Raw genomic sequence first — 15,945 nt, 5'->3', positions numbered from 1 at the left:
AGAAAGGATGACAAGTGTTTTTTTGAATTTATTTTTCGTTCGGTTAAAAACAAATCAAAACGCCAAGAATAGAATAAAATTTCAACATTTGAGTCACGTCACATCAATAGGTTGGAAAAACAACAACCATATACGTAAGATCAGTGTGTCTATTTTGTTAATGCTTAGGCACTTTTTTCTTAAACTACGAAGTTGTATTTAAATATGAGTTCTAATAAATCGACCTTAATGATTCTTGCCCTAGCGGTATTAGGTGGAATCATCTTTTCGCAGGTTGCTATTTCTCCTGCACTCAGCTTTGTTATCGGTGTTTTTGCTTCTGCTTTTGTTTTTAAATTTTCAAACACCACAACTGAGTCAGCAACCTTAAATGAACCCGCGACCAAAACCCTTTATGTCGGTAACCTTCCATACAAAGCAAATGAATCCCATGTAAAGGAATTGTTTACTAAGCATGGTGAAGTTTTTGCTGTCCGTCTGATGAAAGATAAGCGAACAGGTAAAAGACGAGGATTTGGTTTTGTTGTCATGGCAGCAACGGATGCTGCTGGCGCTATAGAAGGACTAAATGAAAAGGATTATATGCAGCGTACATTAAAGGTACGTATCGCTAATGATCCAAAATCTCAAGCTGAACAGGACTAAAGCCTAAGTTTTGTAATGCTAGATTCAACGCTCCTTCTGCATAAGGGGGAGCCGTTGAAAATATTTCCCTCTGACCCTGTCCTTCTTTCGCATCCTCAAGGTTCAACAACTCTTGCACTCGACGAGCAATCGCCTCACCGGAATCCACCAGCACAACCTGATCGCTCAGCACCCTCTGTATTTCTTCTTTGATAAGGGGAAAATGCGTGCAACCTAATACAGCGACATCGACTTTACCGACCATTGGTGACAGTACTTCGCTCAGCTCTTGAATTGAGACAGGATTACCACGAAGCTTTTCCTCTGCCATATCTACCAGTCGAGTAGAGCCTAACAGCTCAACCGGTTTGCTTTGCGAGAAGTCGCGAATCAATTCCTGAGTATACTGACGTGTTACAGTCGCTGGCGTTGCTATCAGACCAACTGCTTTATTCGCTAAATTGGACGCTGGTTTAATCGCAGGCACGACACCGACAACAGGAATGGAGAGCAAAGTTCTCAATGAAGGCAGTACAATGGTGCTGGCGGTATTGCATGCAATCACCACCAAATCCACTTGGTGATCAGCGACATACTGCGAAACCAACGCTTCCACGCGAGAAACTAAGGTGTGATGGTGCAATTCACCGTAGGGATAGGCTGCGTTATCAAACAAATATACATAATCAAGTTGAGGGAACCTTTTCTCTATCTCTTGGAAAACAGAAAGCCCTCCGACTCCAGAGTCAAAAATTAGTACTTTTGCTTGTAGTGACACTTGATATACCCACATATTCCGATGTGGCAATCATACTCACACAAATCAGTTTGGCAATATCTTCGCTTGGTAACGTTGATGAGCAAAGCGCTCTAGGACGTCAAGGGTGGTTAAACTCAACTCTATCTTGCCTTTATAGCTACGGGTTTGCGTAACAAGCGTATGAAACTCTCCATCTTCACCGCATGGGTCCACACCACTCGGTAGAGAATCAATGAAGGTTCTGTCGTACCATCGCCCACAATACGCAGGGTCAAGTGCTTGGCCATCAGTCGTCACAACCAAGGTTTTAATATCACGCTCTAAGATTTCATTCGCAAGGTCTTGGCTGTTTTGCCCAATGAGAGGGAAAACGCACTCCCAACCAGCGGGTTCAATATAGCTACGGCGATAGGCTTCAATACCATTGCAAAACATATCACCAAAAGCCACAGCCTGAATATCAAGTCTACTACCCTTTAGTGCCTCAATGATGGTCGACTGATAGATATCATTAGGCGGAAATGTTTCCGGCAATTCAATCTTAATCAGGGGCAACCTAAGCAAAGCGGCTTGCATATCGAGCACTTCTACAGGAGTGGCTTGGAATGGGACTTCATCTTTTACGTAAGTGGTGTAAAGACCAACAACATTGTAGTGTTCACTATCGACTAGCCTTTCTAGAGTGAGGGTCGAATCCTTTCCGCTCGACCAACTGATAATGACGTTCTTTTTCATTGTTACTGCCTATAGATAAGAAAAAAACCGCCGAAGGCGGTTTAGAGTTAAAACTTATAGTTAAGTCCTGCGAAATAGCTACGTTCTTGAGTGTTGTAGCCATATGACGTTTCGTAGTCCTCATCAAACAAGTTGGCAATCTTGCCACGAACAATCAAGTTGTCTGTAATGTAATAATGCGTTGAGAAGTCAACTAAAGAGTATGCATCCAACTTGGTATTGTTAGCCTCGTCGTCATAGCTCTCACCACGATATAAGTAACTCAAATCAAAGTGCCAGTCGTTATATGCGTAGTTTACATTCCATTTAGCACTGTATTTTGATCTACGAGCTAACTCTTTACCTGTGTCCTTATTCTCTGTATCCATTACATCGATGCTTGCTGAATGGAAGAAGTCACCCGTTGAAAACTCCCCAACAAGTTCGAGGCCCTTTATTTGAGCTTCCGCGATGTTTTCATATTTACCCGACGAACTCGAACGCGATATCAGATCAGAGATTTCATTCTGGTACAGAGCAATTCTAAAATCAGCCATTGTCGGAGTTACATCCAAAGCAATTTCATAGTTTAAAGACTCTTCTGGAGTTAAGTTGGGATTGGCTGAATCTCCCCACTGGGATGCTGGATAATACAAATCGTTAAATGTTGGGGCTTTAAAAGCAGTCCCCGCCATTACGGAAAGACGGTAGATTGGAGTTAATTGGTAGCCAGAACCCACTTGCCAAGTGGTGTAATCCCCAAATTGCTCATTATCATCAATACGCAGACTCACTTCAGCCTGTACTTTATCTTTAGCGTACAGCGCCGATGTGTAGGCACCCAGATTTGAACGACTTGTCTCGGCATACGCTGTCGTGGACTCCGACACATCGTCATTGACCCAGTCAACACCACCTAGCATTAACAGCTCAGGATTAACTTGATAGCCGTTTTGCCAAGCAACAGATTGTCGATTCGTCTCATAGTTACCCGATAAACCCACATAAGTAGATTGATCTCTACTGGCTGAAAATATCAGCTCGCTACTCAGTAACTCTGTCTTGTAAGCCCCAACAATTGAACTGCTTAACAGCTTTTGTTCTTTCTCACCAGAATCATATTCAACATCACCGTCTGTGTAGTTTGTGTTCCATTTAAAACTTAACTCGTCATTCGGTTTTATCCCAAGCTCTAGCAACAAGTCAGTATGGTCATAACCATCGTCGTCGGGATCAAAATATGAACTATTCTGGTTGGTTGCTGAAAACCCATCTGTTTTTTCTCGGTTAACAGAGGCCTTGACCCAACCGTTTTCACCGAGCTGGTTAGCAGTACTTACCGCGTATTTTTGATAGTTATCACTACCACCTTCTGCCCACAACTCAGTCTCGTCACCCGTATATGAGGTGATAATATTGATGACTCCACCAATCGCATCTGAGCCGTATACCGCGGTTCGTGGACCTCGAACATACTCTATTCGCTCCACTCCGTTTAGTGGCAAAGAACCAATGGCCGTTGAACCAGTAGTGGCACTGCTCAAACGAACACCATTTACCAGTATCAGCGCATGATCAGACTCAGTACCTCGAATATAAACGCTAGCCGTTTGACCATAGCCACCATTACTAGAGATTTGTATACCGGGCAATCGACGCAATACTTCTTCAATCGACTTAGCTTGGCTCGACTGAATCTCATCCTTGGTCACTACAACGACGGGGGCAAGAGTTGAATCTATAGATTGCTCAAATCGACTTGCCGTGACCACCATAGTCTCATCAGCTGAGGCTTCTTTGGCGTATGAAAGGGAGGCGTGAGGAAGTAGCGATGCCACTGCTATCGCCAGAATAGAACGGTTCATTTTTATAATCCTAAATCGCGTAAATCCTACCGAGCTTGGAGCACTTGCTTCCAGTGATTGGCTCAGCTGCTGGCAGGTATTCGGACTTAAGAGCTCATTTTGCACCACCTACTAACTCGACTTCCCACATAGTCCTCTATGCAGTGTCTGTTGAGTGTTCGTTCTCTTTTACCGCTGCGCGTCAGTTCTGGATTCACACCAGATTCCCTTTTCAGCCATCTATACTGCTAGATAGCACCAGCTAGGCACAAATGTTATTCAGCTGTCATTCCTTTGTCCAGCCAATATTGTGCTTTTATATAACCAGCCGCTTTATCACTAATGCCTGACAACGGGTTTACACACTATATTGATCACAGGAGACTGACAAAGCTGGACATGTCGCAGATATTGAATAAAATCTGCGCTCCTAAAACAAACGCACTCAGCACTTGAAGGTAAGAAACATGGCGACTCTTGAAGTAAATCCACAGCGCTACCAAGAACAACTGGCGGAAAAGGTCGAACGTCTTAATGAGATGTTTGCTCCGTACCACGTTCCAGAACTGGAAGTGTTTGAGTCCCCAGAGCAACATTATCGTATGCGCGCTGAGTTCCGTGTTTGGCATGAAGGGGAAGACCTTTACTACATCATGTTCAATCAGGAAACGCGTGAAAAATACCGTGTTGACCAATTCCCAGCGGCGAGCCGTCTGATAAACGACCTGATGCCATTGCTGATTGATGCAATGAAAAACAACGACTCTCTGCGTCGTAAGCTGTTCCAAGTGGATTTTCTATCGACACTGAGCGGTGAGATTCTGGTATCTCTGCTATACCACCGCCAATTGGATGATGAGTGGACGAAGAACGCAAAAGCGCTCAAGCAACGTCTGAACGATGAAGGATTCAACCTGAACCTGATCGGTCGGGCACGTAAAATGAAGATTGTTCTGGATCGCGACTACGTGATTGAAAAACTCGACGTCAATGGCCAGCCGTACATTTATCAACAAGTCGAGAACAGCTTCACGCAACCCAACGGCAAAGTAGCTGAAAAGATGCTGGAGTGGGCAATCGACTGTACCAATGAAAGCCAAGGCGATTTGCTCGAGCTCTATTGTGGTAACGGTAACTTCTCACTGGCACTCGCGCAGAACTTTAATCGCGTACTGGCAACCGAACTTGCCAAACCATCAGTTGAGTCTGCGCAATACAATATTGCTGCCAATAACATTGATAACGTCCAGATCCTTCGCCTATCCGCGGAAGAATTTACTCAGGCAATTGAAGGCAAGCGTGAATTTCGCCGCCTAAAAGACGCGGGCGTCGATTTGAAGAGCTACAACTGCAACACGATTTTTGTCGATCCTCCTCGCTCAGGTATGGATATTGATACGTGTAAGATGGTTCAGGGCTATGAGCGCATCCTTTACATCTCCTGTAACCCAGAGACACTCAAAGACAATCTTGACGTTTTAAGCGAAACACACAACATCACGCGTTTTGCTCTGTTTGATCAGTTCCCTTATACCCACCATATGGAAGCGGGTGTCCTACTGGAACGCAAAGCATAAGTTGACAAGCAAATATAAAAAACGAGCCAAATGGCTCGTTTTTTATATTTAGGTTCAGGCTACTCAGCACTAGCTGAGCGGTTAATAAAACCGAGTTTCTTACCAATCCATAGTAAAAGTAACAGTGATACTATGATGGCAAAGAAGTTAGACCCCGCATCTGGGTGCTGCGCTTTAACAAAAGCAGAATGACCAAAAGCGCCAACGAAGAAACACGCTAGACCAACCAGCGGAATGTCTTCGGAGACAGGGTTACGTAGATATTCTTGGTACAGCGCCTGTACAGACAGTACAAGCGCAATCAGTGGAAAAATAGAGAAAGAAACTTCACTCATTGTCAACCATGACAATAATGCGTCTCCACACATGCCAGCAATCAATGCAAGCACTAGCGTCTTCTTCTCAGAACCACGATTAACTTGTTTTACTTCATTCGACATTAATCAATCCCACCTTTTAATCGGTTACGTTCACGTTCTTTGCGATACCATAAAGCCCCTTTGGCTATCATTCGCAATTGCATAATCAATCGTTCCGCAAGCTCATCTCGCTCGCGTCGATTTAAATCCAGCGCCTCTGCGCCTGAGCTAAATACCAAGGTGACAGAAGCTTCGGCCTGTGTATAGGCCTCATCGCGCGTCATTCCTGTACTGATCAAATACTCTGTCAGTTCAGCGGCAAAATGTTGAATTTCTCTCGCGACAGCAGTACGAAAGTCAAACGATGTACCCGAACGTTCTCGCAATAGTAGTCGAAACACATTGGGGTTGTTTTCAATGAACTCCATAAACGTCTCGATAGAAGTGCGAATCACACTCCCCTCTTTGACGATTCGCTGTCGTGCCTGGCGCATCAACTGACGAAGCAGCAAGCCGCCTTCGTCAACCATGGTCAACCCCAGCTCATCCATATCTTTGAAATGGCGGTAGAATGAGGTTGGAGCAATCCCTGCTTCCCGGGCTACTTCTCGTAAACTCAAGTTCGAAAAGCTTCGGTCAGCGCTAAGCTGGCTAAACGCAGCATCAATTAATGAACGACGCGTTTTTTCTTTTTGCTGTGCACGGATTCCCATGGATTTCATCTGTTTTCTATTTCTTTGTTTAGTCGCAGTTAATATACAACGATTACCTTAAGGACATAAGCCAAAATCGTAACCTTTGACTACCGCGTGACAATTAAACTCAGCCTGATTTCTTTTTCAATCACTTAACTTTGGTTTAGAGACCTATCACCGCACAAATACCAGATATGAAACATTCTGCGTGATCGCTTCCACTCTCTAGTGCGCTGACCGTGTGCTCTATCGTGAAATCAGTTAAAATCTCGCTAAAGCAATGTTAAGACAATATAACAAAGGAAAAGTTATGGCGGAAAGTAACCACTTTGACGTAATCGTTATTGGTAGTGGCCCTGGCGGTGAAGGGGCAGCAATGGGACTAACCAAAGCGGGACTCAATGTCGCCATAGTGGAAAAAGAGAGCAGTGTCGGTGGCGGTTGTACCCACTGGGGCACCATCCCTTCTAAAGCGCTGCGTCATGCGGTCAGCCGTATCATTGAATTCAACAATAACCCGCTGTTTTGCCATAACAATACCAGCTTACACTCGACGTTCTCCAATATCTTGGGCCATGCCAAATCTGTAATTGATAAGCAGACTCGCCTGAGACAAGGTTTTTACGATCGTAATCAATGTTCTTTGATTTTCGGCACAGCACGCTTCACTGACAAGTATACCATTGCCGTTACGCAAGCAGATGGCACCGAAGAACTATACAGTGCTGACCGATTTGTGATTGCAACGGGCTCGCGCCCATATCAGCCAGATGATGTCGATTTTCTGCATGAGCGTATCTATGACAGCGATTCTATTCTCAGTTTGGAGCATGACCCACGTCATATCATCATTTATGGCGCTGGTGTGATCGGTTGTGAATATGCATCAATCTTCCGTGGTTTAGGCGTAAAAACGGACTTAATCAACACTCGAGACAGACTGCTGTCTTTCCTTGATAATGAAGTATCAGACGCCTTGTCTTATCACTTCTGGAACAGTGGTGTTGTGATCCGCAACGACGAAACTTACGAGAAAATTGAAGGCACAGAGGATGGCGTCATTATCCATCTCGAATCAGGTAAGAAAATGCGTGCCGATTGTATTCTTTACGCCAACGGACGCACGGGTAACACCGACAAACTCAACCTGTCGGCAGTGGGGTTGAACGCTGACTCTCGTGGCCAGTTGTCCGTTGACAGCAACTACCAGACGGCAGTCGACCATATCTACGCCGTCGGCGATGTTATTGGCTACCCTAGCCTAGCCAGCGCTGCTTATGACCAAGGTCGATATGTGGCACAGGCGATTAATAAAGGTCAGGCCGATGGCAATCTGATTGAAGATATCCCGACCGGTATTTATACCATTCCGGAAATCAGCTCCGTAGGTAAGACAGAGCAAGAGCTGACGGCGGCAAAAGTCCCTTATGAAGTGGGTCGTTCTTCGTTTAAGCATTTAGCTCGTGCTCAGATTGCAGGTAAAGATATCGGCAGCTTGAAGATTCTCTTCCACCGCGAAACCAAAGAGATACTTGGTATTCACTGCTTTGGTGAGCGTGCGGCAGAAATCATCCATATCGGACAAGCGATCATGGAGCAAAAAGGCGAAGCCAATACGATAGAATACTTCGTCAATACCACATTCAACTATCCGACCATGGCCGAAGCGTACCGCGTAGCGGCGCTGAATGGCCTCAATCGCTTATTTTAAGTCGAGCAATAAAAAAGCCGCAGTCATCGCTGCGGCTTTTTGTTAAGCAGTCAAAAACTGTTGTTTGCGCCACTGCTGATAAAAAATCACCGCCAGTGTCACACCACGCATCCCCATAAAGCTCAACATAGCCAGCCACAACGCATGATTACCGAAACTGGCCAAGGCGAAAAACACCCCAAAGAAAGCGCACATTGCGAAAAACATACTGTTGCGCATTTCTCTCCCTTTCGTTGCCCCAATGAATATGCCATCCAATAAGAAACACCACATTGAGACTAAAGGCATCGCCACCAGCCAAGGAAGATAGTTCAGCGCGGTATCATGCACTGTCGGAATATCGGTGATCAGGTTGATCAATGACGATCCGCCAAAAGCAAACACCGCAGTCAAACCCAGACAGATGATGAGGCTCCAGAAGAACGTCCCCATCAATGACGCGCTGAGCTGTTGTTTATCTTTAGCGCCTATCGCTTTACCAACCATCGCCTCCATCGCATAGGCGAACCCATCCATGCCGTAGGAAATGATCATCAGAAAACTCATGAGCACCGCATTAGCAGCAACAATGTCATCGCCAAAGCTTGCTCCTTGGAACGTCATAAAAGTAAAAGTCGCTTGCAGACACAAAGAACGCAGGAAAATATCACGGTTAAGCTTTACGAAACGGCTTAATCCATGGGTGGTGTCTTTCAGCAACGAAGCAATCGAGGGTAAATGTTTTTTAAGCCAAGTGCGCCAAACACACCATAAGCCAAAGCTCATACCGCTGTAATCAGCAATCACCGACGCCAGTGCAGCCCCTTCCACTTTCCAGCCAAAGCCAATCACAAACAGCACATCAAGAACGATGTTAGTGACGTTTGCAATAATCACCATCCACATCGGTGCACGTGCGTTCTGCGCCCCTAGCAACCAGCCCAATAAGACAAAGTTAACCAAGGCCGCAGGAGCGCTCCAAGCACGAATGGCAAAATACTGTTCACCATAAAATTTGACTTCATCACTCGCACTGCTCAGCGAAAATACCAGATTGGCAATCGGTTGATGAAATAGTAGAAACAGCAATGAAAAACCCAAGGCCATCGCGACACCCTGAGTGAACACTAAACCGAGTTGTTTACCACTTTGAGCACCATACGACTGCGCCGCCAGCCCAGTGGTCGACATCCGCAAAAACCCCAGTAGCCAGAAAGTCACACTGATCATGGTACTGCCAAGGGCGACTCCGCCCAGATACCAAGCATGTTCAAGGTGGCCAATCACCGCCGCATCAACTAAGCCGAGTAAAGGTACGGTTATGTTCGATACAACCATGGGGATCGCCAGCAGTAGAACCTGCTTATGTAGCGCTTTATTGGATAGGGTTTGAAGCAATTGCACGTTCGCACTCATCATGAAAGAAGAGTACAAAGTGTAACCGGATTACCAGCGAAGCTGAACCACTACCGGGGTGAGTCTGTGTTTAACAGAAGTGAACTTAGTAAGCCAACGTTGCCATAGTTTCCAACGCCCGCAATGTTTGTCTAGAGGAGAGAAAGTCTTTGCCCATCGCGCCCATGGCAGATAATTAAGGGTTGCATCCCCTGGTGACACGTAGCCATGATGATAACGTCCTGCCCCCATTTTCTTACCAAGCTTGCTTGCCGCGAGATCTCCCGCTAGCACAACACAAGCTCTCGCTGAATCAAAATGGCAACCAAGCGCCTGAATAAACTTGCCAACTTGTTTTTCACTGCAATCCAATAAGGCGTGTTCACAGACAACCAGTACCGGAGCCTTTTCCGGAACAGGTAAGTTATCCAGCCATGACAAATCATCAACATTGCCACACATATGTTGGTAACGTTCACTTTTATGGAATAGTTTCTGACGCCAAAGGAGGTTTTCTGTCACATCCAACTCGATCCAGTGACAGCGGCCATTGTCGACTCGATAGAAACGCGTATCAAGGCCAGCGCCAACATTGATGATCCACCCATCAGGGTTACGTGAAATGAAATGATTAACCTGCTCATCACAGATTTGAGTCAAGGTGGCATGAAGAAGTTGTTTTTGATCGATGTCTCCAGAGAGGCACTCTGGTGCGAGCTGGCAGCGCTGACAAGCATTGGCCGCGATTGGGTCATAAACCAAGCCGTTATCGACCAAGCTTTCTCGGCTGCGAAGCCAGAGAGGCTGCAACAAATTGGCCGGGATTTGATAGCGATGTGTTGAAGCTTTTTGCTTAGCGGCCATGATCATCTTCCTTCCATACCAGAAATAAGATGATAATGAATATCAATTACAAAAACAAGTAATTGAGAATAGATCTCAATTAAAAAGAGCTCGAACCATAGTTAATAGACTGAAACAACAACATAATGTCAGCGAACATGCTCGCTGACGTTAGAAGCCATTCAATACCACTTCTAGAAACAGTGGTTACATCCAATCAGTATTGCGGATGATTCCTACCGCTAAACCTTCAATCACTAGGTGCTGACATGACAAGTCGACTTTAATGGGTTCAAACTCTTCATTCTCTGCGTGCAGTAAAACAGTTGAACCTTTACGCTCTAAACGCTTAACCGTCACATCGTCATCAACACGAGCAACCACCACCTGACCGTCATGAACGTCTTGAGTTTTATGCACTGCGAGCAGATCACCGTCCATAATACCGATATCTTTCATACTCTCGCCATTGACGCGCAATAAGAAATCAGCTTGAGGCTTGAACATGGCCGGGTCTACCTGATAATGAGCTTCAACATGCTCCTGAGCCAGAATTGGCTCACCTGCAGCAACCTGACCGATCAAAGGCAGGCCATCATCATTGGCAGACTCTTCTAGTAAAATGCGGATTCCACGCGATGCGCCGGGAATAATTTCAATGGCTTGCTTACGTGCTAGAGCTTTTAAATGCTCTTCTGCGGCATTGGCAGAACGAAAGCCCAGTTCACGAGCGATTTCAGCACGCGTAGGAGGCATGCCTGTGTCATCAATTTTACTTTTTATCAGATCAAATACTTGTTGCTGGCGTGGCGTTAACGGCTTCATAAGTCACCTGTCTTTTTATACAGTTAACTGTGAGTATATCCAGTAATGATTTAAATGAAAAGCCAATTGCTGGTTTTTTGATAGAGTTAAACTTTTTACTACAAAAACAATACTTCCAGCCACACGTAACCTGTCAATAACATGGTGATCATGACGGCAGCAGATCCAATATCTTTGGCTCTACCGGCCAACTCATGCTGCTCTTCACCAATGCGATCAACGACGGCTTCAATAGCACTGTTAAACAGTTCAGCAATCAGCACCAGTACGACTGTCACAATCAGTAAAATTCGATCGATTTGAGTCACGTCTAGCCAACATGCGATGGGAATCATCACTGCTGCAAGAACAACCTCCTCTCTAAAAGCAGGCTCATTTTGAAACGCAGCTTTTAACCCCTGACATGAGTATCGGGTAGCGTTTTTAATCCGTTTAAGACCATGAAGTGTTTTTTGCGGCACAGCATTTTCTCTTTAATTATTAGATATATGATTGAAGTTTGGTGAAATTGATGTTTTCGTGTTCAATTTAAAGTGAAAGGTTCGACCAGTTTCTGATATCCTTGCAGCCTTAAAAATATCAGCTTGAGCACATCTTCCGCTTCTACAATGAATGAAGATGGAAAACTGCTTTTGCGATTTATCTGTTTTTTTGAGGCCAAGAACCTTATGTCTTCTGGACAACCACTATCGAGTTCCTTACTCAAGCTCCCTTTGTCAGTCATGGTAAAAGGAACCGCGATTCCTTCAAATCCTATTGAAGATCATAGCATTGATGTAAACAAGCCGATTATTTATGCCTTGCCCTACCGTTCAAGCGTTGATTTAATCACTTTGCAAATGCAGGTTATCAACCTCGGCTTACCTGACCCACTCAAGCCAGTCGAAATCAATGGTAAGTCCTTCAAGCGTTATGTCTTTACTTCATCACGTCAAACTGTGATGAGTAACGACCAAGACGTACCGAGCGAATCTATCGCTCTCTTCTCAGATCTCCTTGAACAACACAAATTTGACAGTGAATTGGATGTACAGGTCCTTCCTGCAACGGTTTTATGGGGTCGAAAACCCGGAAAAGAATCGCAGCAAACACCGTACTTACAACCATTAAATGGGCCTGAAAAAGCGTTAGCAGTATTAAAAGCTGGTCGGGATTGCTTAGTACGTATCAGCCCTGTAGTGTCTTTACGCCATATGGCGGACTCACACGGCACAGACGCTTCAATTGCCCACAAGCTAGCACGCGTTGCGCGCATACACTTTTCTCGCCAAAAACTAGCTGCCTCAGGACCAAACCTGCCCAACCGCCAAGCTCTGTTTAATCGTTTGATGAAATCCAAGGCTATCGAGAAAGTGATTGAAGACGAGGCAAAAGCAAAAGGGATATCGCCAGACAAAGCGCGTAAAGAAGCGCATGACATCATGGATGAAATCGCGGCAGACTTCTCCTACTCATTGGTTAAAAATGGCGATCGTATACTGAGCTGGTTGTGGAACAGAATCTATCAAGGTTTAAACATCAATAATGCCTCAACGGTGCGTAAGTTAGCCCAAGATGGACACGAAATCGTTTATGTCCCTTGTCATCGCAGCCATATGGATTACTTACTGCTGTCTTACGTCTTGTACCATGAAGGCATGGTACCTCCGCATATCGCTGCCGGTATCAACCTCAATTTCTTCCCCGCAGGACCTCTATTCCGTCGCGGTGGAGCGTTCTTTATTCGACGAAGCTTTAAAGGTAACAAACTTTATTCCACTATTTTCCGTGAATATCTGGCTGAACTGTTCACCAAAGGCTATTCGGTTGAGTACTTCAGTGAAGGTGGGCGCTCACGCACTGGTCGACTGCTTCAGGCTAAAACAGGCATGTTGGCGATGACCATCCAAGCTATGTTACGCGGCCTCAACCGCCCCGTTACGTTAGTACCAGTATATATTGGTTACGAACATGTCATGGAAGTGAGTACTTACGCTAAAGAGCTGCGTGGAAAGCGAAAAGAGAAAGAGAACGCTGGCCTAGTTCTGCGTACCATTCGCAAACTACGCAATTTTGGTCAAGGCTACGTGAACTTTGGTGAGCCGATTCCACTCAACCAATACCTAAATGAAAATGCGCCTGAGTGGACACACGATATTGACCCTATGGGGAGCACCAAACCGCAATGGTTAAATCCAGTGGTTAACGACTTAGCGACGAAAATGATGACGCACATTAACGATGCTGCAGCGGCTAACGCATTAACTTTGTGCGCGACAGCTTTGCTTGCTTCACGCCAGCGTGCCTTGTCTCGTGACAGCTTAGTCAAACAGATCGAATGTTACCTCTCTTTACTGAAGAACGTGCCTTATTCGTCGACTTTCACCGTTCCGGATGAAGATGCGGAAGACCTAGTCAAACATGCTGAGTCGCTAGACAAGTTTGTCATCGAGTCTGACACTATGGGCGAGATCGTATCACTGGATCGTAATCAGTCGATCCTAATGACTTACTATCGCAATAACATTATTCACCTGTTCGCGATTCCGTCTCTCATTGCTCAAATGTTGATACGTCATCAGCAGCTTAGTTTGGCTCAAATCAAAGCTAATGTGGCTTTGGTGTATCCATTCCTAAAACAAGAATTGTTCCTGAGCATCGAAGAGGAGCAGCTCGGTGATGTTACTGAAGCCTATATTGAAGAGATAGCACGCCTCGGATTGGTTGCGATTGATACCGAGCAAAACGTCTCTCTCAAGCAAGGCAACACTCAGGTACTGATGTTGTTAGGTCGAACGATTACCGAGACACTGCAGCGTTATGCAATCACACTGAACCTGCTCACAGCGAATCCAGAGCTCGGAAAAACGGACTTGGAACAAAAGAGTCAGGAAATCGCTCAGCGTTTGGGTCGCTTACATGGTATTAACGCACCTGAGTTCTTCGATAAAGGGGTATTCTCAGCGATGTTTACCACACTCAAACAACAAGCTTACCTAGATAAGGATGGGAACTGCGAGCAGGAGAAAAGCCAGATCCTGGCTGGGCTGTTGTATTCAATGCTCTATCCTGAAGTGAGACTAACGATCAAAGAGAGTATTTGTCAGGTAGGCGTCTCTGAGTAATTACTGCACAGCACCAATAAGAAAGGGTACCCTAAAGTACCCTTATCTCTATATGATTTACCAAAATGCGACGAGCAGCCCTATGGTAATAACCATCCCAACATGGCTGTTGTTGAGAAATGCTCTAAAGCACAAATCTCGATCACGATGGCGGATAAGGTGATGCTGAAATACAAACAATGCCCCAGCAACCAGCAAGCTCCAGTAGTAACTCGCACCCAATTCGTACCAGTTGCCAAGTATAATCAACATCCCTACCGTCACCAACTGCAATACACCTATGATCATTTTGTCATAACAACCAAACAGAATAGCCGTCGACTTAATACCGATCTTCAGATCATCATCTCGATCAACCATGGCATATTGCGTGTCATAGGCGATTGTCCATAACGCATTGGTTACAAAAATAAACCACACCATCGCCGGCAATTCGTTGGCTTGAGCAGCCCATGCCATAGGTATCGACCAACTGTATGCTAACCCCAGAAATAGTTGAGGAAGGTGAGTATACCGCTTCATAAAAGGGTAAATAAAAGCAAGAAACAACCCAACAAAAGAAAGCTGAATAGTTAGTAGGTTCATCGTTAGAACCAGCAAGAAAGACCCCACTGCCAATATAAGAAACAAGCCGATAGCTTCTTTCGAAGTGACGCGGCCAGAAGGCAGAGGCCTCTGGCTGGTTCGCTTAACATGACCATCTACTTTACGGTCGGCAAAATCATTAATCACACATCCTGCAGAACGCATAAAAAAAACACCAAGAACAAACACAGCCAGTATCATAGGATCTGGAAAGCCTTGAGCTGCGATCACAAGTGACCACATAGTGGGCCAGAGTAATAGCAAACTCCCTATTGGCCTGTCCATGCGCATCAATTGCCAATACGCTTTAGCTTTAGCAAACGTCATTTACCTCTCTCCTTTGAGTAAATAGGAGCGGCAGGTAAAAACAGCTCTGCCACCAACATAGGTTTGTGGTTCATCCATAAACGAGAGCGACGAGCAAGAAACTGGCCATCAGATGTTTTGGCCCAGCCAACTTGTAACGCATCACGCTTGACATTTTCAGCGTTGAACACAGTTAGCCCAAGCGGGATCTCTCCCTGACGCGTCAGATCATACTGTTGACCATTCATCGAAGACTGAGGGATTAAGGTTCTACCTAATACCCAAGGTTGTTGATCGCCTTTTAGTACAACCTTTCGCAACAAACATTCTTCTTTTGTCAGTAACACTATCTCCTGAGAGTCAAGCTTCTCAGCTTTAACCACTTTGTTGTGCAACAAGTCGACATTTAACGTTTGGCAGTGGGACTCCAATAAACGTGATAGTGAGCCCTGTTCTAACAACCAATTTTTCGCATTCTGTGTAGGAAAGCTAAACTTATCAGGCTCTTGCCACTCAACCTGACGAAGAGCAGATAAATAAAGCGAAGTAGATTGATTCATACTAGTATTCAATAAGTAGCCTTATCGTCGTACAATAAAGCTTCGATCTTTGTTGTTAACCACC

At 45.2% G+C, this 15,945-nt stretch carries 15 protein-coding genes and 1 riboswitch; of the genes, 4 read left to right on the top strand and 11 right to left on the bottom strand.

All coding sequences use genetic code 11. The features are described from left to right. Positions 1–204 precede the first annotated feature (204 nt). Complete coding sequence (locus KW548_02935) at positions 205–645, top strand: RNA-binding protein (protein QXX07061.1); 441 nt, start codon at positions 205–207, stop codon at positions 643–645. Here the strand turns inward: KW548_02935 and murI are convergent. The 3 genes from murI to KW548_02920 are packed head-to-tail and all read right to left on the bottom strand — an operon-like array spanning position 611 to position 3,963. Next, on the bottom strand, positions 611–1,402 hold the full coding sequence (gene murI / locus KW548_02930; GenBank protein ID QXX07060.1) for a glutamate racemase: 792 nt from the start codon (positions 1,400–1,402) through the stop codon (positions 611–613). The genes KW548_02935 and murI overlap by 35 nt on opposite strands. 45 nt (positions 1,403–1,447) lie before the next feature. After that, positions 1,448–2,119, bottom strand: a complete 672-nt coding sequence (locus tag KW548_02925) for an adenine nucleotide alpha hydrolase (GenBank protein ID QXX07059.1) — start codon at positions 2,117–2,119, stop codon at positions 1,448–1,450. Between the two features lie 47 nt (positions 2,120–2,166). Continuing rightward, positions 2,167–3,963: a TonB-dependent receptor gene (locus KW548_02920; protein ID QXX07058.1), complete on the bottom strand. Its 1,797-nt coding sequence runs from the start codon at positions 3,961–3,963 to the stop codon at positions 2,167–2,169. Positions 3,964–4,016: 53 nt separating this feature from the next. Next, positions 4,017–4,220, bottom strand: a riboswitch (cobalamin riboswitch). 189 nt (positions 4,221–4,409) lie between these two features. On the opposite strand from KW548_02920, the gene trmA reads away from it, so the two are divergent. Next, entirely contained in the window at positions 4,410–5,519 is a 1,110-nt protein-coding gene (gene trmA, locus KW548_02915) for a tRNA (uridine(54)-C5)-methyltransferase TrmA (protein ID QXX07057.1), read from the top strand. 59 nt (positions 5,520–5,578) lie between these two features. On the opposite strand, the gene KW548_02910 is transcribed toward trmA, so the two are convergent. After that, positions 5,579–5,959, bottom strand: a complete 381-nt coding sequence (locus KW548_02910) for a YijD family membrane protein (protein ID QXX07056.1) — start codon at positions 5,957–5,959, stop codon at positions 5,579–5,581. Continuing rightward, entirely contained in the window at positions 5,959–6,600 is a 642-nt protein-coding gene (gene fabR / locus KW548_02905) for an HTH-type transcriptional repressor FabR (protein QXX07055.1), read from the bottom strand. The genes KW548_02910 and fabR overlap by 1 nt, the downstream gene beginning before the upstream one ends. 253 nt (positions 6,601–6,853) lie before the next feature. Between fabR and sthA the strand changes: the two genes are divergently transcribed. After that, positions 6,854–8,284 (top strand): Si-specific NAD(P)(+) transhydrogenase, encoded by a 1,431-nt coding sequence (gene sthA / locus KW548_02900; protein ID QXX07054.1) that lies wholly within the window; start codon positions 6,854–6,856, stop codon positions 8,282–8,284. 42 nt (positions 8,285–8,326) lie between these two features. Here the strand turns inward: sthA and dinF are convergent, their stop codons facing one another. From dinF to KW548_02880, 4 genes are all read right to left on the bottom strand, one after another. Next, the gene (dinF, locus tag KW548_02895; GenBank protein ID QXX07961.1) at positions 8,327–9,682 is read right to left on the bottom strand and encodes an MATE family efflux transporter DinF; all 1,356 of its coding nucleotides are present in this window, start codon (positions 9,680–9,682) and stop codon (positions 8,327–8,329) included. Positions 9,683–9,709: 27 nt separating this feature from the next. Continuing rightward, the gene (locus tag KW548_02890) at positions 9,710–10,528 is read right to left on the bottom strand and encodes a class I SAM-dependent methyltransferase (GenBank protein ID QXX07053.1); all 819 of its coding nucleotides are present in this window, start codon (positions 10,526–10,528) and stop codon (positions 9,710–9,712) included. A 180-nt stretch (positions 10,529–10,708) separates the two neighbouring features. Then, positions 10,709–11,326, bottom strand: coding sequence for a transcriptional repressor LexA (lexA, locus tag KW548_02885; protein ID QXX07052.1), 618 nt, complete (start codon positions 11,324–11,326; stop codon positions 10,709–10,711). Positions 11,327–11,424: 98 nt separating this feature from the next. Next, the gene (locus KW548_02880; protein ID QXX07051.1) at positions 11,425–11,787 is read right to left on the bottom strand and encodes a diacylglycerol kinase; all 363 of its coding nucleotides are present in this window, start codon (positions 11,785–11,787) and stop codon (positions 11,425–11,427) included. A gap of 207 nt (positions 11,788–11,994) precedes the next feature. On the opposite strand from KW548_02880, the gene plsB reads away from it, so the two are divergent. After that, positions 11,995–14,430: a glycerol-3-phosphate 1-O-acyltransferase PlsB gene (gene plsB, locus KW548_02875; GenBank protein QXX07050.1), complete on the top strand. Its 2,436-nt coding sequence runs from the start codon at positions 11,995–11,997 to the stop codon at positions 14,428–14,430. Between the two features lie 57 nt (positions 14,431–14,487). On the opposite strand, the gene ubiA is transcribed toward plsB, so the two are convergent. Both ubiA and KW548_02865 read right to left on the bottom strand, forming a co-directional pair. Next, on the bottom strand, positions 14,488–15,342 hold the full coding sequence (gene ubiA / locus KW548_02870; protein ID QXX07049.1) for a 4-hydroxybenzoate octaprenyltransferase: 855 nt from the start codon (positions 15,340–15,342) through the stop codon (positions 14,488–14,490). Further along, positions 15,339–15,881 (bottom strand): chorismate lyase, encoded by a 543-nt coding sequence (locus KW548_02865; protein ID QXX07048.1) that lies wholly within the window; start codon positions 15,879–15,881, stop codon positions 15,339–15,341. Before KW548_02865 ends, ubiA begins: the two co-directional genes overlap by 4 nt. Positions 15,882–15,945: the final 64 nt, after the last annotated feature.

This window comes from Vibrio neptunius, from assembly GCA_019339365.1.
Lineage (GTDB): Bacteria > Pseudomonadota > Gammaproteobacteria > Enterobacterales > Vibrionaceae > Vibrio > Vibrio neptunius.
This window is presented reverse-complemented; position numbering and strand designations above follow the sequence as displayed.